Below are 19,169 nucleotides of genomic sequence, written 5' to 3' on the forward strand. Positions count from 1 at the left end.
ACAAAAGCAATTATGGAACAGCATTTTATTTATTTTGATATAAAGTTCCGAGATCTAAGGCAGGTTGTTTGAAATTAATAATAAAAAATTTACATTTGTGTGATGAACTTCAAAGTAAATAGTTTTTTATTACTATCTATAAAAGATAAGTTTTGTATTCTAGTGTGATAATTAGAGGGTCTCGGCTATTTTTAGACAATACTTACGGAATAAAGAGTCTTGACTTAGCAATAAGTCATATTGTAAGGGAGGGGGAGCAATTAAACCATACGTGAACATTTAGGCTAATACTCTATTTTCTGTGTTTTTATTAGTCTTTTATCATGTTTAACAGCGAGGGATATTTTCTATATAAAGTTAAAATTATCAAAACTTATGTAACCGATAATCCTATTAAGAGTGAAATTTATACAACATAATAAAATTAATTCCAGATAGAGGAGATAATATGCCGCCCCTCTTGCTGACTAGAGTTTTCTAATATGTAGGGATCTCACAGTGCTATCGGTTGTCGTCAGAATCGACGGTGGGTAGGCGGTCATTCACTGCAGATTCTCGGTGAGTTAAGACTGGTGGACACCGCCATACAAAGAGTTAACTGACGTGATGAGTACTGCTGAAATACTGGGCTTCAAATTCTACCCGTGGCAGTGGCGGGGAGAAAAGGAAGCCTTGGCCGCATTGAATGCCATGCTCCAGCAACCATTGGCGCTGCTCTTCTGTTTCTACCCCTTCAGCCATCACTCGTACCTTTAGTACATCAGAAACACTGCAAATAATACGCACCATTGCGTCATCTTCTGGCAAATGTTTCACAAAGCTCTTATCCAACTTAATCATATGGATAGGCAAACTTTTCAGGTGGTTAAGGTACTGTAAGCTTGAGTAGCCAATACCAAAGTCATCTAACGCGATCAACAACCCCAACCCCTGTAACTCACGCAGTAGCATCAGTGCTTCATCGAGATCCTGAATCTGGGCGGTCTCAGTGATTTCCAGTAACAGTTTTTTCGGATCAATATGGTAGTGGCTAATGAGAGTTTTTAAATGCGGCAAGAACTGTTTATTTTGTACCTGTAAGCCCGATATATTCACCGATAACGGCAGGCTAACACCACGCGCTTTCCAATCAGCCAGAATACGGCAGGCTTCTTCCAATACCCAGTTACCCAGTGGCACCATCATCCCCTCCTCTTCGGCTAAGGGAACAAAACCTGACGGTAAACCATAGCTGCCATCCGGCTGACACCAGCGCAGTAGCGCCTCAGCACCGATAACCTGCTGACGCTTCATATCCCATTGAGGTTGCAGGAACAACGTGAAATCGCAGTTTTCAATCGCCTGTAAGAGGTCATTTTCCTGCGTCAGCCGTTTGTGCGTTTTTTCAACCAAACGAGGCTCAAATACCATTATCTGATTACGCCCCTCATGATGAGCCGCCATCATTGCCGTACTGGCATTGCGCATCATGGATTCTGCAGTGTCATGTTGACCCTGATAACTGGTGATACCAATACTGGCGCAGGGACGCAATGTTATCTCATCGAAGAAAAGCGGCTGGGTAATTTTCGACATAATCCGCCGAGCCAATTGCATGGACAGGAATGGGCGGCTGATACCTCTGGCTAACACGGCAAATTCAGTTTTACTCAGTTGCGCTAACAAATTGCTGTCATTACTGCACTGTTCGAGTCGCTGTACCATCGTCAGCAATAGCTGTTGGTGCTGGGCTTCACTCATGGCACCAGAAACCTCTTGCAGGGTTTCAATACCAATCACCAACAGATGAAATTTCTCTGTGCCTGTACTGGAGGCGATTTCTTTCTCCAGCAGGCTGATAAATAATGACCGATTGGGTAATTCAGTCACCGGAAAACGGCTACTAATACGGCCCATATCAGCATAGGCATCCGCTAACAGTTGCTGATTGCGGTTGTAATTACGCACCAAAACACCCAGTTCATCATCCTGATGATGCGCCGGTAGCGTCAGTTGATGATGCAGCACCCCGTGGTCGCCGATATTCTCCAGCTCTTTGGCCATCGCCCGCAATGGGTGAATAATCAGGCGATTAATACACCAGGCGATAGATACTGATAACACCAATGCCAGTAACAAATATGTTGAGAGCATGGCTGACAGAGCGCTGAGAATAAATTGATACATACGGAAAGAGTCAGCACGTAAGACTAAATGCGCTAAGGGCTGAGGATTGGCGGGTACCCGTTCCAACGCATACAAAGGCACTGTTATCTGGACGGGCAGGGAGAAAACCCGCTTGGCCCAGTGTGGAACAGGCCGTTCTGTTGGAAAATTTGCGTGCAATACCTGCATTTGGTTCGGTAATATCACTTCAGCACGGCTAAGAATACCAATAGGCAATAAGCTGTTGAGGATTTTTTTGGCTTGTGGAATATCAACGCTGAGTATTGCCTCAGATAGGGGTTGGCGAACCGAATAAGCAATACTTTCCAATTGGTTGGCGTAATCATCTTTACGCTGTTGCACAAAGTGGAACAACTGAAGGATGATAAAGATACAGATAGTCACCAGTGCAACTACTGCCACCGCTGCCATTTGTTTAATCGTTAATGAGCGCCTGACCCGCAAACTCGTTCTCCGCCAATTCCGACTGTATAAAATAAGGTGGTTGCCACTATCCTCTAACCACTCGTCAACTCCGTCTGAGTATACTCGATCGCTTACCAATTTTATCTTGCGATACTCTAATGGAAGGCAAGAATAGTATGGGTTTCGGTCTTTTCCTATTAGGAACGCTACATCTCAGTACTATTTCGCATTCAGATGCCCCTTTTTAGTTCTCATCGAGGCAGGTTGTACTCTCTTAAGCACTTTCACCAATACACCTAAAATCTTAACGTTGACGGTACCATGAGGGCTGTAGCTCTCCCTGAGGGTTAAAATGATAACGATGCTGTAACCACCCCTGACCAAAGAGGGTCAGAATAGCGCTGTAATAATCATCAGCACCAGGCGGTGACTGTTGCACCCGTAGCCGTTGGAGATTAAGTGTTTGCTGATTAAACGGTGCCGAGCTGCTGGCTAAAAAGGGCAATAATGCCGCAGAAAACCCCACCGACCCATCTCCGTTAGTTTTACCATTGTCACTGTTGGTGGTGGACGGTGGCTGGCCTTGCTGCTGAGTGATTACCGCCATTGGCTGAAAACGAGCAATCAATTCAGCTTTTTGTGGACTGTCATCTGCCAACATACCCGCCCACAGGTAAACAAGGATGGCATCGTCACTGCCGACATTCGGTTTTATTGTATCGGGTTGCCAACCTTTACCTTTCTGCCAGACCACCCAGTCCGGCGAAAAACCGTTTGGTGCGGTTTCCAGCCACATACGCTGATTCACTTGTACCATCTCTTCCCAAGGCCCTGCTATGGAGGAAAATCGTGCCAGCAGTTGTGGTGGTAAATAACTTGGGTTGAGACGCCAAGTCTCCTCATCGTTAAAACCAATTTTCCCCGGTAATAGCATCTGACCGAGGCCGGGAATCTGCATGACTTCTTCTTTCGCAATACGTTGCAGTAATAAGGTGCCCATAATCAGGTAACGGCGGTTACCCCATAACCGGCCAGCCTCCAGCAAATTGTAGGCAATCAATATATCTGCATCGGAGGCCGAATTAGGGTCCAGAATATCCCAGTTATTTTGTGAGTTTTGCCCCCATAACCAGGCGGGAAGGCGGGAAGTGATATCACCGGCTGCCAGATTATTTTCCGTCCAGGCCAATAAACGCTCAAACATCGGCTGGTCATCCGCAACCAATGCAAAAAAAAGCCCATAGCTCTGACCTTCCGAGGTGGTTATTTTCGAGGGGCTACCGGGGTCAATGATCCGCCCCCCTTCACTAATGTAGTTTTGTTTGAACTGTTGCCATGCGGGCCAGTCACTGGCGGCTGCAAGACTAAAACTGGCAAGCAACAGCAACATGCTGGCTAAGTGTTTAAACATGACGACCATCAGAATAACTCCCTCTCATCAGGTGATAACCGGCTAGGGATTATCAAATATCACAAGCACCATGTAACCCCGCCGTCGGAATGTCACTTTGGTACAGCCCTCGCGTCAACATACGGCTGATAGCTAACCTACCAGCATCGTTGTCTTTTGCCTATGCGGCACCCCGTTAATAAAAATATTGGGAACCCTATCAGGGGACCCCGCGGAACTTCAATCTCTTCTTACGCTATTAAACCCTGTGGCTATCTGTATTTTTTCAGTTGATGCATAAAGGCTCTAATTCGGCGGTCATCAGTCTGGCGATCCCCCTCTCTGAATCAGAACGCTAAAAAATAAAACCCCAAAAATGGGGTTGAGGTTATTGACAAAGTGCCCGCGACGGAGAGAACAGGCAGATCGTAAAGACGCCGTAAATACATCCATGTAGGCTCGAGCCGCGCCATCCTTGGCGCGGACGCTTTACTCCTCTGCCTATCCTCACCGTTCAAGATCACGTCATCGGGGTTTGTCAGCAGTCTGACCCCCAAAATGGGGTTTCAGACTGCTGACAAAGTCAAATGAAGGGGAAACGTGCCGTTGGGGTCGTAGTGGCGTAAGCCACCGGAGTGCCCTTATATCTTGATCTAGGTGCGGTCAACCCTTCACTCACGAGGCTAAAAATAGCTTTGTCAATAACCTCGGTTTATTGGCCATCCGTCGGTAATCACGACTTACCGGTGTTGATCAAACAGAAACGACCTTCTCTGCTTCATCCTGATCAACGGCAAAACACGCCACCATCTGGTCACCATACTGCTTAAGCTGCGGCTGCAACTGGCTACAGGTGCCAAATGCTCTACGACAGCGGGCATTGAATGCACAACCTGGCGGTGGATTCATTGGGCTTGGTAGTTCTCCGGTCAATTTAATACGCTCACGACGCATATCTGGGTTCAGGCGCGGTGTCGCTGATAGCAATGCTTGCGTATAAGGATGGCGAGGGTTGTTAAAAATAGCCTCTTTACTGCCCTTTTCAACGCAGCGCCCCAAATACATCACCATCACTTCGTCAGCAATATGTTCAACCACTGACAGGTCATGGGAAATAAACACATATGACAGCCCCAATTCCTGCTGTAAATCCATCATCAGGTTCAGTACCTGCGCCCGCACGGAGACATCCAGCGCGGACACCGGCTCATCGGCAATCACCACATCAGGGTTTAACATCAATCCACGGGCAATGGCGATCCGTTGACGCTGACCACCGGAAAACATATGAGGATAACGATCATAATGTTCAGTTTTTAGGCCCACTTTCGCCATCATTGCCAAGGTTTTTTCGCGGCGCTCCTTGCGATTGAGCTGGGTATTGATCTGTAATGGTTCTTCCAGAATCTGCCCCACTTTCTTACGTGGATTCAGCGAACCGTAGGGGTTCTGGAAGACAATCTGAATCTTCTGGCGTCGCAGTTTTTCCGCACTTTCATCGGGCTTGAGCAGATCCTGCCCTTGATAGTACAGTTCGCCGCCGGTAGGGATCTCTATCATGGTCAGTAAACGGCCTAAGGTGGATTTACCACAGCCCGACTCACCCACTACCGCCAATGTTTTGCCCCGCTCCAGTGTGAACGAGACACCATCCAGTGCTTTAACCAAACGTTCTGGTGTGAAGAAACCCTTTTTCACTGGGTAATATTTCTTCAGCTCGATCGCCTGTAATAACGGCTTTTTACCCGTCTCTGCTGGCAAATTCCCACCCTTTATTTCAGTTTCACGCATCGTTTTTACTTTATGCGCCGCTTCGGTATTCGAACTCATAGGGATGGCCTCCCCGCATCATTAAGCGGTGTATGGCATTTAACCTGACGCCCTGGTGTACCCAGCAACTCAGGCTCTTCATCGCGGCAACGACCAGTGGCATACGGGCAACGCGGGTTGAGCAGACAGCCGTCTGGGCGGTCATACTTACCCGGTACCACACCCGGTAAGGATGCTAACCGCGCTTTATCCTGAGCAAACTCCGGTAATGCGCGTAGCAACGCTTGTGTATACGGGTGGCGTGGCGCACGAAAAATTTCTGCTGCCTTGCCAGTTTCAACAACCTGACCGGCATACATCACAATAATTTGATGGGCCGCTTCTGCAACCAGTGCCAGATCATGGGTAATCAGCAGCAACGCCATATTTTCACGCCGCTGTAATTCCAATAGTAATTCAATAATCTGCGCCTGAATTGTCACATCCAGCGCGGTAGTTGGCTCATCGGCAATGAGCAATTTAGGCCGACAGGCAATCGCCATAGCGATCATCACCCGTTGGCTCATCCCACCGGAGAGTTGATGTGGGTACACATCCAGACGCGAAGCAGGATCAGGGATACCCACCAGCGTCAACAAATCCACCGCCCGCTGATGGCGGGTTTTACGATTGCCTCCCTGATGCACCTTTAACGCTTCCATAATCTGAAAACCAACGGTGTAACACGGGTTCAGGCTGGTCATTGGGTCTTGGAAAATCATCGCAACTTCCGCGCCCACCAATTGACGCCGCTCTTTTTCCGAAATTTTGGTCAGGTCACGACCGTTAAATTCCAGCTTATCGGCCATTACTTTTCCGGGATAATCGATCAACCCCATGATCGCCAGTGAGCTGACCGATTTACCGGAGCCGGATTCACCGACAATCCCCACCACCTGTCCTTGATCAATGCTGTAACTGATACGATCTACGGCCTTGAACGGCGCAGCGTCGTCACCAAAATGCACCGACAATTTATCTACATTTAAAAGTGCCATCTCTCTACCTCTGTTACTGCTTGAGTTTGGGGTCGAGAGCATCACGCAGGCCGTCCCCCATCAGGTTAAACGCCAGAACTGTTAGCAGGATCGCCACACCGGGGAAGGTCACAACCCACCAGGCACTTTGGGCGAACTGCAACACGTCGGAGAGCATGGTGCCCCACTCTGGTGTTGGCGGTTGCGCACCCATGCCGAGAAAGCCGAGAGCCGCCATATCCAGAATGGCGTTAGAGAAGCCGAGAGAAGCCTGCACGATTAACGGTGCCAGGCAATTTGGTAGAATGTTGATGAACATTTGGCGCATTGCACCCGCACCGGCCACTCTTGATGCCGTTACGTAATCTCGGTTGACCTCAACCAGCACCGCCGCCCGCGTCAGACGCACATAATGCGGCAAAGCCACAAACGTCAGCGCCAGCGAGGCATTCACGATAGAAGGCCCGAATACGGCAACTAAAACCAAGGCCAATAACAGGCTTGGCAGCGCCAGCATGATGTCAACAACACGCATGATGATGGCATCAACCAACCCACCAAAATAACCCGCCAGTAAGCCAAAAATAACGCCCATCACCAATGACAGCACCACCACCAAGCACCCGACTAACAGGGAGAGGCGCGCGCCATACATCAGGCGAGAGAGGACATCACGGCCAACATCATCAGTGCCTAAAAGGAACTTCCAGCTACCGCCTTCTTCCCAAACCGGCGGCTTCAATAATGCATCACGAAATTGCTCTGCCGGACCATGAGGGGCTAACCAGGTCGCACCTGCGGCAACCAACAGCATAATGATGATGAAAAACAAGCCGATAACGGCCCCTTTATTGCGCTTGAAATAGTGCCAAAACTCCTGCAATGGCGTCATTGGCTTCGGCGCACTTTTTACTGCTGACTCAATAAGTTGAGACATTCTGCGCCCCTTATTTCTTGTGACGAATACGCGGGTTAACTACGCCATAGAGCACATCTACCAGCAAGTTAACTAAAATAATCATGATCGCGACCAGCAACACCCCACCCTGCACCACAGGGTAATCACGACGTTGCAATGCATCCATCAGCCAACGACCCAGACCCGGCCAAGAGAAGATGGTTTCCGTCAAGATAGCCCCAGCAAGCATGGTACCGACCTGCAAACCAATCACTGTGATGACGGGCAGCAAGGCATTGCGTAACGCATGGACCACAATCACCCGCATACGGCTCAACCCTTTGGCGCGCGCAGTACGGATATAATCTTCCCCCAACACTTCCAACATGGAGGAGCGAGTCATACGCACGATCACCGCCAAAGGAATAGTACCCAAGACGATTGCCGGTAAAATCATATGCATTACCGCATCTTTAAAATCGCCAGGCTCCCCCCAGATGAGGGTATCAATCAACATAAACCCCGTCAGAGGCAGGCTGTCATCAAGGAACACGGTATCGCTGACACGCCCGGAAACCGGGGTCAGGTTCCATTGCACCGAGACCAGCATGATCAGCATGATGCCCCACCAGAAGATAGGCATCGAATAGCCGGTAAGGGAGATCCCCACGGCGGTGTGATCGAATATTGAACCGCGTTTCACTGCTGCCAGCACACCAACCGGAATGCCGACTGCGATAGCAAACAGCATCGCGCAGATCCCCAGTTCCAGTGTTGCTTTAAAGCGCGGGACAAACTCATCCCATACCGCAATGCGGCTTTTCAGCGAAATGCCAAGGTCACCATGTAAAACGCCATTCACATAGCGGAAGTATTGTTGATAGAGAGGCTTGTCCAGCCCCATTTCTGCCATGACTTGAGCATGACGCTCGGCAGAGATACCGCGTTCCCCCGCCATGATGGTCACCGGGTCACCTGGGATCATATGGACAAAAGCAAAGGTCAGCAAAGTAATGCCGATAAACGTTGGGATAACTAACCCCAAACGTCGGAGTATGAACTGCAACATATCCCGAACTCTCTGTGTAGAATGCCGGGCTGCTCATAGGCAACCTGGCTTATTAAACCTCTCCAACTAAGCGATTTTATTCGTCGATTTTGAGCGAAAGCCATGCCCATCACAGTCACGTACGCTGAGTACGCTCTGGTGATGACACGCTGTCCATGCTCAAATCCTGCGACAATGACACGTACCGGGAGAGGTTATATGGCTCACATCTGTATCTGTTTTAACCTAAATAAATAGACCGATGAACGCTGATACGCACACCGGTCCGGTATAAGGGTTAAAATTAATCCAGGGACACGTTATCGAAGTGATGTTTACCCAATGGATCCACAACATAGCCTTTCACTTCTTTACGCACTGGCTCGTATACCGTTGAGTGAGCAATGATCAGCGCCGGGGCCTGTTCGTTCATCACAACTTGAGCTTGTTTGTAAAGTGCGACACGTTTGTCATGGTCAGCTTCAGCACGGGCTGGTTGGATCAAATCTTCAAACGGCTTATAACACCATTTAGAGTAGTTAGAACCCTGCTTGGCCGCATCACAACTGAACAGCGTAGCGAAGAAGTTGTCTGGGTCCCCATTGTCCCCGGTCCAACCCATCATCACAGTTTCATGTTCGCCATCTTTGGCACGCTTGAGGTATTCGCCCCACTCATAGGTCACGATCTTGGCTTTCACACCAATTTTTGCCCAATCAGACTGGATCATTTCCGCCATACGACGCGCATTTGGGTTATACGGACGTTGAACCGGCATGGCCCACAGGTCGATGGAGAAGCCATCTGGCAGACCCGCTTCTTTCAGCAGCTCTTTCGCTTTAGCGGGATCGTAAGCGTAATCTTTCACATCATCGTTGTAACCCCACATCGTTGGTGGGATCAAGTTCTTGGCCGCTTGCCCCGCGCCCTGATAAACCGCATCAATAATCGCGTCTTTGTTAACCGCCATGGTCAGTGCCTGACGAACCTTAAGGTTATCGAGTGGTTTCTTCTCAATGTTAAAGGAGAGGTAACCAACGTTCAGACCCGGTTGCTCCATCAGGTTAATCGTTTTGTCTTCTTTCATCCGGGCGATATCAGCTGGGTTCGGGTAAGGCATAACCTGGCATTCATTTTTCTGCAATTTAGCATAGCGAACGGATGCATCTGGGGTGATAGAGAAGACCAGGCGATCAATTTTTGGTTTGGTGCCCCAGAAACCAGGAAACGCTTTATACAGAATACGGGAGTCTTTTTGGTACTGTTGCAGTTGGAATGGGCCGGTACCGATTGGGTTCAAATCCACTTTTTCCGGGGTACCTGCTTTCAGCATATTGTCGGCGTATTCAGCGGACAGGATAGAAGCGAAATCCATCGCCAGGTCTGCCAAGAATGGCGATTCCGGACGGGTCAGTTCAAAGCGAACGGTATTGTCGTCAACTTTCACCACATTGGTGATTAAGTCGCCCATTCCCATGCCCTGGAAGTATTCATAGCTGCCACCAGAGACTTTATGGTACGGGTTTTTATCATCTTTCTGACGCATGAATGAATAGATAACATCATCAGCATTAAAATCGCGGGTGGGTTTAAAATCTTTATTATCCTGCCATTTCACACCCTTACGCAGGTAGAAAGTGTAGGTTTTACCATCTTCACTCACTTCCCACCGCTCCGCCAGGCTGGGTTCAATTTCGGTAGTCCCGATTTTGAATTCCACTAAACGATTGTAAATAGGTACCGAGCTTGCGTCATAAGTTGTGCCAGAGGTAAAGAGCTGTGGGTTGAAACCTTCCGGTGACCCTTCAGAACAATATACCAGCGTTTTTGCCTGTACACTGACCGCTATAGTCAGTGCAACCAGCCCAATACCGAATTTCAGTATCCCTGTTTTTCTCAAGGAAATCGTCATCGCTTGTGCTCCATTATGGTGATGTGTGTTGTGTATACGGCCAGACTCTATAATTTTTAGTCCATGGACTGTGCCGTTTTGGCCCGTTGATCACAGGGATGCAGGATTGAGATGCCAGATAAAATGCTATCCAGGCCCCCATTTTGGCTGTGTGAAATCACCTAAATTGCTCTTGATGACTACCCCTGAGGGTACCAATTTGGCAACAGTTGCTAGCAACGTCAATACAGCCTGAAAGGATTTATCTAGACAATGAGAAACAGTAAGCAAACAACAAAAAAACATATCATTAACATTGTTAGCATGAAAAATTATGCTAACGCACATACCCCAGTAACATTCACTGGTTAAATGCAATAAGGCAGTTGCAACCCCCAGTAGCAAACCCAAAAACTTTGTTGCTAAATCAGATGTATCCGTACAGATTTTTTTGAAATTTTGACAAAAAACAGGAGGAAACTCTGCATCAACAGCCGATAAGTGATGTTACTGTGGTCACCACTCCCCCTCTTATCCAACATCGGGTGCGCGGTTAAAAAAGAAAAAAATTCACCCACCACGCTTACTCACCCAAAAAGCTACATAGCTTCCCGAAGAGGCGCACCATAATGATGCCCCCAATCAGTGCAGTACAGTAAACACTCAACATCAGAGAAGGTATAGCCCTCAATGGCATCCAGAAAAACAGAATATGTCATCAAAAAAGTTTACAAAATGACGATAAAAACTGACATCACAATATGTATCAACATTGTTAACACACATGAATTAGCTGAAGTCCGGGCCAAATCTAAAACTAAAACCCTAATTGGATGATACTCATAACCACACGAATGCTAATAATTATTAGTCTTCATTAATATGCTTCAAAATACGATATGTCGCTTCAAGCTACATATTTCTTGTTAAAAACATTTTGTAGGCAGTTAAAATATACTGTTTGCGAATGCAAATAGAAGAAAACTTTCGCGATCATAAGAATCAACGGGTTGGACTTAACCTGAAAGAATCGAGAAGCAAAAGCGCTTCACGATTACAGACCCTACTACTGATAATTATGCTGCCCGTGGGGTGAAGAAGACAACCAACGCACAGGTATCTTGAAGGACGACGAATATAGACCCTAATATTGCCAAGTTAGCGTAAACCCAAAAACCAACGGATCGGTATCAAATTCAGCGGGTTTAATTATCGGCACGCCGACATTAAAATCGTAACCAAATGAATGATAATTTCCACGAGTACCTACCACAGCACCCACTAAACGCTCGCCCAAAAGAAATGGCTGGCCCTTTTCACTCACCTCACCATAATCCATGCCGATATAAAGTTGCTGGCCCACGAATTTCTGGCCGAGTATCGGGCGAATCCATGAAATATCATTTTTTAGAGACCACCCCCGTGACCCCGTCATAGCGTTATTCTCATTAAAACCACGCACCGAACTCCTGCCACCAATCGTAAATTTATCCAGTGAACTAATATCCGAGTATGTATGTTGCTGGCTGAAAGTGGGCCGATACTGGAAGGACTGTGTCCCGATCTTAAAAGGGATATCCAGTGAGCCGGTGATATCAACCAACCTCGCTGGTGCGGCGCTCATTTTGCCGGGAATAGGTTGGGCACCAAACCATGAAGCCCCCTGTTGATAACGAATTCCCCCTCTGAAAGTCGCCCATGGCATGTAATGTAGATGCTCAACCCCTAGCTGCCAGTCCGTGGTATTGAATCGCTGAATATCTATCTCCCGATTGGTCCAAAAACTGGCAGACTGACGAATTAGCACTCCTGCATAACTCACTGTTTTATAGTTTATTCCACGGGTGAGTAAATGTTGAATTTGTGTATCCAATGCAGACCAATGGGAACGATAGCCAAATTTTTTACCTGCAAGTCTTTTACCTGCAAAAGAGAACGATTGATAATGCTCACCTTGATTGCCCGTCATGCTAAATAGCCAGTTGCCATACGGGACAGAATAATGAACCCCATAGCTGTTGTGTCCTTTATCGGGTTGGCTATCAAGGTCACGGTTAACAGAGAAGTAGAGTAAATCACTGAGAGACAATGGGTTATAACGGGATAATGGGTTATCAAAAGACAATATCAGGCCCGTACGATATCGGCCAACGGCATAATGCCCGGCATCATCAAGGTATGCATTAATACGCCAGAGACGTGATTGCTGGCGATTCACGATAATCTGGCTACTTAAATCGTCCCGGTTTAATTCGATATCCATGGTGGCATTCACTGAAGGCAAACGCTGTAAGTTTTCTAATCCTTGCTCAAGGTGACGTAAATTAACCAGATCACCACGCTTACCGGGGAAAAGGGGAGGTAGCTGAGCATTGCCGACGCTGTCCTGATGGTGCCTGATATCCCCAATCCTGCCGGGCATCAATTTCAGCACTAACGTGCCGTCACGCTCACTATCATCGACAAAAACCACACGAGAGGTGATATAGCCATCAACCACTAATTGTTTCTGTAAGTTAGCCACAAGTACCGATACCCCTTGATCCCCTAAGCAACGCCCGTAAACCTCTTCAGCCTTTCTTTTTAAACGTGCTGCATTTGGGAAAACATTAAGATTAATCAATTCGATACGATTAATTGCTACGCATTGTACTTCATCATTATAAAGACTCTCTGGCAGAGCCGGTTCACTGGTCATTTGTGCATGTGATAGAGGAGGAATAATACTCCTTGGGATCTGCGGCTCGGCTATATCCATTTCAAGCAGGCCCATTTCAAACTGATCCAGTTCTGGCAATGCTATTTCAGCAAAAGCCTTAAACGGAAGTATTCCGATCACAATTTGAGAATATAATAGACACAACATCCCCCACCAAGTACTTCCAATTGTTACCTCCCCCCTCATATTTATTTTAAACATCATACCAATGAACTCCATTTCAATAAAAATACGATTAAGACACGTCAATAAAAGTTAGCCACAAAAAGTGACTAACTTTTTTTAAAATTTATTTGTCATTTACAAACTAATTAATTAAAACCATTAGTTATTTTTCCGGTATCATTAATCAAAACAGTTTCATTCAAATCCACGCCTCCGAACCCCATAATAGCCCCTCTATTATTTCGTATATTATTAACCTTACCCTCTATTTTCCCTGAAGAAAGAATCCTCCCGCCAGTATTATTAAGATTATTACTGTAAAGGTCTATTTTTACCCGCCCTTGTGTTGACATCGCTTCAATTTTTCCTTTGCCATTTTTGATGGTGTTAACTGTTGTTATTTCAACGTTACCATTTTTATACTCTATTTTTCCACCTTCATTATTTAACCCACGAGCCTTTATTTTAATACCTTGAGAGGGTGATAAATCATATTCACTATTATTTGATATTGCTCCACCTGAGTTATCCATAACACCATGGCTGTTCAGTAACACCATTTTCCCTGATATATTCCCATCACTGTTATCTATATTGGCTACGGAGTTGATACTCAGCATATCGTTGGTGCGTATTGCTCCCTTGTTTTTAATCGAACCATCGGTTGCATAGATACGAATTTTATTGGTGTACATTCCCCCAATTTCACTGACATCCAAACTAACTGTATCTGGTACTGGTGTATTTACACTGTCTAAGCGCGACACGTGCAATGGTTGCCCAGACAAAGAGAAACCTACTTTATTCTTTCCCGTGACAATATAAACATCGTCCGCATTGATATCACCATTAACCGTAATAGTATCTGCGAATAGATCAAGATAAGTTTTATCTGAGCCCTTATGCAGTAAACCTGTTCTCATATAGTAAGAGGGTTTTTTTTCAATATTTATATTTCCCTGATCAACAATAAAACCGTTTAGTTTATTATCAGAAAAAGATGGCGTACCCGTCGTCAACATCACATGAGAGGCATTAGTAAAGGAGCACCCTTGACAATTAATACCCGCTGGATTGGCAATAATAACATGCGCATTTTCCCCACCAACATGGAGATGCCCATCTAATATGCTGGCCTGTGATGAATTGACTTCATTTAAAATAATGGTTGCCACTCCCTCTTGCAAAAAAGGATTTCCATTAATCTCTTGAGCTGAACGATTATTGAGTGTCGTGACATCGAATAATCTATTAGCCACCACATCAAATTTAGAATATTTGTTATGTGATAAACCATTTTTATCAGGTGCTTGAATATTAACGACGGTCTCTGTCATACCGACACAGTCAGAGGTAAGCGCTCGGCATACACTGGGCGGTGTTACTATAATAGAGACTTCCGCTTGCTGTCCAGTTGGGGCCTGCACGTCAGCGATAATATTATCAGCATAAGCAACCGAGCTCCCATAGAGCGACAATATGATAGAAAGAGGTAATATCGACAATCCCCGTTTCGTTTTAATATTTTTCAACTTCATATTATTCCCCTTATAAAATAATTAATGTGTTTGTTATGTTGTTAATAGTACGGTCTAAAACCAACATCATTACCGGTTTTTCATAAAACAAAGTCAACAACACAAAGGAGATATAATATGTTAGAAGAATAAAAAATAGAGATGTTCAAAAAATGACAACAAACCCAAGATAAATATAAATTCTTTATAAGATATTATATAAATTATTATGTTGATAATTTATATAATCAGACAATAACGGGATAGGATAAAAGGACGTAAAGAAAAAATGGCACAAAAAAACCCTGACATTACTGTCAGGGTTCTTAAATTTGGTCGGCGAGAGAGGATTCGAACCTCCGACCCACTGGTCCCAAACCAGTTGCGCTACCAAGCTGCGCTACTCGCCGAATCGGGGCGCATCTTACTGCTACAGCTCTGAGGCGTCAATCACTTTTTAATAACCTGCGGGTGACTGCTGTTAAAAGCATCACACCCGCAGTGAAAATGGCTGCCTTCACACTCAAATCAGGTTGCAGCTTGCTTTAACTGCGGCGATTGCGCTCGCAGGAATGGCAATAAGAAGAAAGCAGATAAACATGCCGCCACAGAGATAACCACAAAGAAACCATTCCAATGCCAGATTTCCATGACGCGAGCGATAGGGTAACCCGATAAAGCCGCCCCTAAATAGGCAAACAGCCCAACAAAGCCGGTTGCAGCACCAGCGGCATCCTTATGAGAGCACTCAGCAGCAGCCATACCTATCAACATTTGTGGCCCGAAAATAAAGAAACCAATCGCAAAGAAGCAGCCTGCCTGTAAGACAAAACTGATGCTTGGCAGCGTCCATAATGATGCGACTGAGAGAAAGATACCAATAGCAAAAATCAGGTTCATCGGCCCACGATTACCACGGAACCACTTATCAGAACCCCAACCAGCGACCAATGAACCAATAAATCCACCGACTTCAAATAATGAAATCGCAGAGTTAGCTGTCAGTAACGAATAGCCTTTCTCTTGGGTCAGGTAGAGGTTACCCCAGTCATTAATCGCGGTTCGAACGATATAAACCAGCACATAGGAGACGGCCAATAACCAAATATATTTATTGGTTAAGACATAACGCTTCACAATTTCTTTATTAGACAGCCCCTGACCTTCGGATTCCTGTATCAGCTCCATCGTATCATTACGCCATTTACCAACACTTGGCAGGCCCATAGTGCTCGGCTTATCTCGCAGACGCCAACACATCAGCAAACCAATCACCACACCTATAATTCCGGGGATAATCATCCCGTAACGCCAGCTAAAGTGCAGAGTAATCACCCCAACGAGCAAGGGGATCAACGCCCCGCCAAAGTTATGTGAGGTGTTCCAGATAGCCCACCAGCCACCACGTTCAGAACGCGAGTACCAACTGGTCAATATTTTGGAACATGGTGGCCAGCCCCAACCTTGGAAGAACGCATTGAGGATCCACAATGCGCCAAGGACCAAGAGTGATGAGCTCATACCAAACAGGATATTAATAATCCCCGTCATGACCAACCCGATCCCCATAAAATAACGCGGATTTGAGCGATCGCTGATCATCCCAGAGACAAATTTAGAACAGCCGTAAGTGATATAAAACAGAGTGCCTAAAATCCCGATATCAGACATGGTCAGCCCGAGATCACTGAGCATGGCAGGCATAATAAAATTGAAGCTTTTACGGGTGAAATAAAACGCAGCGTATCCGATATACATCGTCCACATTAATTGGATACGCCAATATTTATAAGATGAATCAATTTGTGTTTGATCCGTTACTGGCGGTACGTTATCGCGACTTTTGAGGAAAAACCACATCTCGGGCCTCAGGGTATTTTGCAAGTGCAATCATCATCATCTGCATGTGTATGAAAACACACGGGGGAATTCCCGCTGCCAACGAGAACATTTCTTAGTTTCCTTTTGTAGATAAAGAAACTGTGGGCAGGGTCACATTTAAGCAAGTACCGTTATCAACGCTTAGGCTCACATTACCCCCAAACGCACTGACCCGTGACTGAATACCCCGTAGCCCATAGCCTGGAGTAATTGAGGCTAAATCGATACCTTTACCATTATCGCTAATCGTTAGATATATCTGTTGGTTATCCTGCCGTGCATTAATTTCGATTCGGCTGGCGGCACCATGCCGATAAGCATTGGTCACCCCCTCCTGACATATACGGTAAAGCGTAATTTTCAACGTCTCATCCATAGGATGGTCATTGACCTGCCAATTAAGCACGCCGAGCACCGATTGGTCTTGCGGAATGAGTTCGCGCATCAAGGCGGCGATGGCGGCCGACAGCGGCAAATTATTTAATGCCGCTGGCCATAATTTAGCCAATACGTCATGGACACCATCATAAACCCGTAATGCCGCAGTTTCTATCATCTCTGCACTGGTCAGTACCGGCTGCTGTGCGGCCAGACGTTTAATAATACTGGCTTGGGTACGGATAACCGTTACGGTTTGCCCCACTTCATCATGTAGCTCACGCGCGACATCGTGCCGTGTATGCTCCTCAGCAACCACTAATGCCTTAGCCAACTCACGGTTTTCGTTCAATTTTATTTGTAGCTGATCGTTCAACTCCCGTTGCCGTTGAATGCCCGCCCCCAAGAGCAGCCCTGTCAAACTTTGTGCCAGCAGTGAAAGTAACAGGCCGCGATGAGATTCAAGGGGTTCAGGTGTATTAATCAACAGCACCACACCATTGAGTAACGTGGCCGCCAACGCCCCCTGCCAGCCATAGCGATATGCCATAAACACAATGGGGATCGCCAAACAGAACGGTACAAATAAGCGTAAATCTGTTTCAGTCACTTGGTACTGTAACCAGATACTGATGGCGAATAGCAATAGATACCACAAGATATGCCGCAACCGCAGGTTAACCGATTTATGAATCAACCCAGGTTCAAGCGGTAACCAGATTTGACGTGCCAGATAGTGCCACAACAGCAAGCAGGTAGGCGCGATGGTAAAGCCGCCGACCAACCCTAACAAGAGCGCCATTGCACCCTGCCCACTGGCTATCTGCCACCCCAGCGCCTGTATTAATGCAGCAACCGTGATAACGCCCCCCTGCATTAACGGCCATTGCCATTCGCTCTCATTTTGCTGATGGCGCAATAACCACGGGGAGGCAAAAAGGGCCAATAAGGTGGTCAATAACAACAGCGGCAAGGCGACCCACAACTGATATAAATCATCGAATTGATCGGCTAATAGCCACCATAGCAGGGCATCACCCAGTAAAATACCAGGCCAGTAAGCACGTGGGCTTTGTAATAAAATCCCCATACGCAGACCAAATGGGAACAACAGCAGCGCCTGTAAAGCCCGATCAGCTAATTGTGTCCCTATAGCCCACAGACAGAAAGCCGCAGTAAAATAAATAAAGAATAACGCCAGCAGCATCACCAAGCGCTGTATCATAGACTCAGTACTTTCTTAGCCAGCTCAACATTATTGCTGATGCCCAACTTGGCAAATAAATTAGCCCGGTGAACATGGACCGTTTTTGGCGATAGCCCGAGCGACTCGGCAATCTCGCGTACTTCCATGCCTTCTGCCAACAGCACTGCGACCTCTCGCTCACGGCGGGTCAATGGATCGACAGCAACCCGTGCCAATTGTTGGGCAATTTCAGGCATCAGATACACCCCGCCGCTGCCCACCGTTCGAACGGCAGAGATCAGATCTTCGGGCTTACAGCGTTTAGAAAGAAAGCCGCGTGCTCCACGCTCCAACGCCGTTTCTACCAACGCCGGGCTGTCATGCATAGATAGCATGATGACCCCCATCCCTGAAGGTAGCCCTTTTAATAAATCTAGTCCGTTCTCATCAGGCATGGAGATATCACAAATACAGATATTCGCCTGTAAGCCCGGCAACCCAGCACGAGCCTGCTTTGCTGAGCTAAACTCCCCAACAACCTGGATATCCTCCTCCAGCGAGAGTAGCTGTGCAAAACCTGAGCGCACAATGTCATGATCATCAATAAATACAACACGGTAAGTCATGGTGTGGCTCCATCTGGAGGGGGATCGAATTTGAATTATACCTTAGCCGTGAAACAACAATGAGGAGGCACTTCAAAAATTGAGCCAGACTTGGACAAGCCTGGCCAGTTCGT

14 protein-coding genes and 1 tRNA gene are annotated in these 19,169 nt (G+C 46.6%); 1 reads left to right on the forward strand and 14 read right to left on the reverse strand.

Annotation, left to right across the window (positions count from 1 at the left end; translation table 11 throughout):
* Nucleotides 1-594 precede the first annotated feature (594 nt).
* From hmsP to dppA, 8 genes are all read right to left on the reverse strand, one after another.
* Nucleotides 595-2,610, reverse strand: coding sequence for a biofilm formation regulator HmsP (gene hmsP / locus AC971_RS16895; RefSeq protein ID WP_220387944.1), 2,016 nt, complete (start codon nt 2,608-2,610; stop codon nt 595-597).
* Between the two features lie 265 nt (nt 2,611-2,875).
* Nucleotides 2,876-3,991 (reverse strand): cellulose synthase complex periplasmic endoglucanase BcsZ, encoded by a 1,116-nt coding sequence (gene bcsZ / locus AC971_RS16900; protein WP_038402067.1) that lies wholly within the window; start codon nt 3,989-3,991, stop codon nt 2,876-2,878.
* Between the two features lie 291 nt (nt 3,992-4,282).
* The gene (locus AC971_RS24405; RefSeq protein WP_071825449.1) at nt 4,283-4,414 is read right to left on the reverse strand and encodes a gluconate 5-dehydrogenase; all 132 of its coding nucleotides are present in this window, start codon (nt 4,412-4,414) and stop codon (nt 4,283-4,285) included.
* A gap of 300 nt (nt 4,415-4,714) precedes the next feature.
* Nucleotides 4,715-5,752 (reverse strand): dipeptide ABC transporter ATP-binding subunit DppF, encoded by a 1,038-nt coding sequence (gene dppF, locus AC971_RS16905; protein WP_162471859.1) that lies wholly within the window; start codon nt 5,750-5,752, stop codon nt 4,715-4,717.
* A gap of 35 nt (nt 5,753-5,787) precedes the next feature.
* On the reverse strand, nt 5,788-6,768 hold the full coding sequence (gene dppD / locus AC971_RS16910; RefSeq protein WP_025381857.1) for a dipeptide ABC transporter ATP-binding protein: 981 nt from the start codon (nt 6,766-6,768) through the stop codon (nt 5,788-5,790).
* A gap of 13 nt (nt 6,769-6,781) precedes the next feature.
* The gene (dppC, locus tag AC971_RS16915) at nt 6,782-7,684 is read right to left on the reverse strand and encodes a dipeptide ABC transporter permease DppC (RefSeq protein ID WP_048677764.1); all 903 of its coding nucleotides are present in this window, start codon (nt 7,682-7,684) and stop codon (nt 6,782-6,784) included.
* 10 nt (nt 7,685-7,694) lie between these two features.
* Nucleotides 7,695-8,714, reverse strand: coding sequence for a dipeptide ABC transporter permease DppB (gene dppB, locus AC971_RS16920; RefSeq protein ID WP_012414122.1), 1,020 nt, complete (start codon nt 8,712-8,714; stop codon nt 7,695-7,697).
* A gap of 283 nt (nt 8,715-8,997) precedes the next feature.
* Complete coding sequence (gene dppA, locus AC971_RS16925; RefSeq protein WP_025381860.1) at nt 8,998-10,605, reverse strand: dipeptide ABC transporter periplasmic-binding protein DppA; 1,608 nt, start codon at nt 10,603-10,605, stop codon at nt 8,998-9,000.
* A gap of 940 nt (nt 10,606-11,545) precedes the next feature.
* On the opposite strand from dppA, the gene AC971_RS25520 reads away from it, so the two are divergent.
* The gene (locus AC971_RS25520) at nt 11,546-11,680 is read left to right on the forward strand and encodes a hypothetical protein (RefSeq protein ID WP_156170236.1); all 135 of its coding nucleotides are present in this window, start codon (nt 11,546-11,548) and stop codon (nt 11,678-11,680) included.
* Nucleotides 11,681-11,728: 48 nt separating this feature from the next.
* Here the strand turns inward: AC971_RS25520 and AC971_RS16930 are convergent, their stop codons facing one another.
* From AC971_RS16930 to uhpA, 6 genes are all read right to left on the reverse strand, one after another.
* Nucleotides 11,729-13,450, reverse strand: a complete 1,722-nt coding sequence (locus AC971_RS16930; RefSeq protein ID WP_231573026.1) for a ShlB/FhaC/HecB family hemolysin secretion/activation protein — start codon at nt 13,448-13,450, stop codon at nt 11,729-11,731.
* Nucleotides 13,451-13,614: 164 nt separating this feature from the next.
* Nucleotides 13,615-15,006 (reverse strand): two-partner secretion domain-containing protein, encoded by a 1,392-nt coding sequence (locus tag AC971_RS16935; RefSeq protein ID WP_025381862.1) that lies wholly within the window; start codon nt 15,004-15,006, stop codon nt 13,615-13,617.
* A gap of 312 nt (nt 15,007-15,318) precedes the next feature.
* Nucleotides 15,319-15,395, reverse strand: a tRNA-Pro gene (locus AC971_RS16940).
* A gap of 118 nt (nt 15,396-15,513) precedes the next feature.
* Complete coding sequence (uhpC, locus tag AC971_RS16945) at nt 15,514-16,845, reverse strand: MFS transporter (protein WP_025381863.1); 1,332 nt, start codon at nt 16,843-16,845, stop codon at nt 15,514-15,516.
* 94 nt (nt 16,846-16,939) lie between these two features.
* Nucleotides 16,940-18,469: a signal transduction histidine-protein kinase/phosphatase UhpB gene (gene uhpB / locus AC971_RS16950; RefSeq protein WP_025381864.1), complete on the reverse strand. Its 1,530-nt coding sequence runs from the start codon at nt 18,467-18,469 to the stop codon at nt 16,940-16,942.
* Entirely contained in the window at nt 18,466-19,056 is a 591-nt protein-coding gene (gene uhpA / locus AC971_RS16955) for a response regulator transcription factor UhpA (RefSeq protein WP_025381865.1), read from the reverse strand. Before uhpA ends, uhpB begins: the two co-directional genes overlap by 4 nt.
* Between the last annotated feature and the right edge of the window lie 113 nt (nt 19,057-19,169).

The organism is Yersinia similis (assembly GCF_001053095.1).
Lineage (GTDB): Bacteria > Pseudomonadota > Gammaproteobacteria > Enterobacterales > Enterobacteriaceae > Yersinia > Yersinia similis.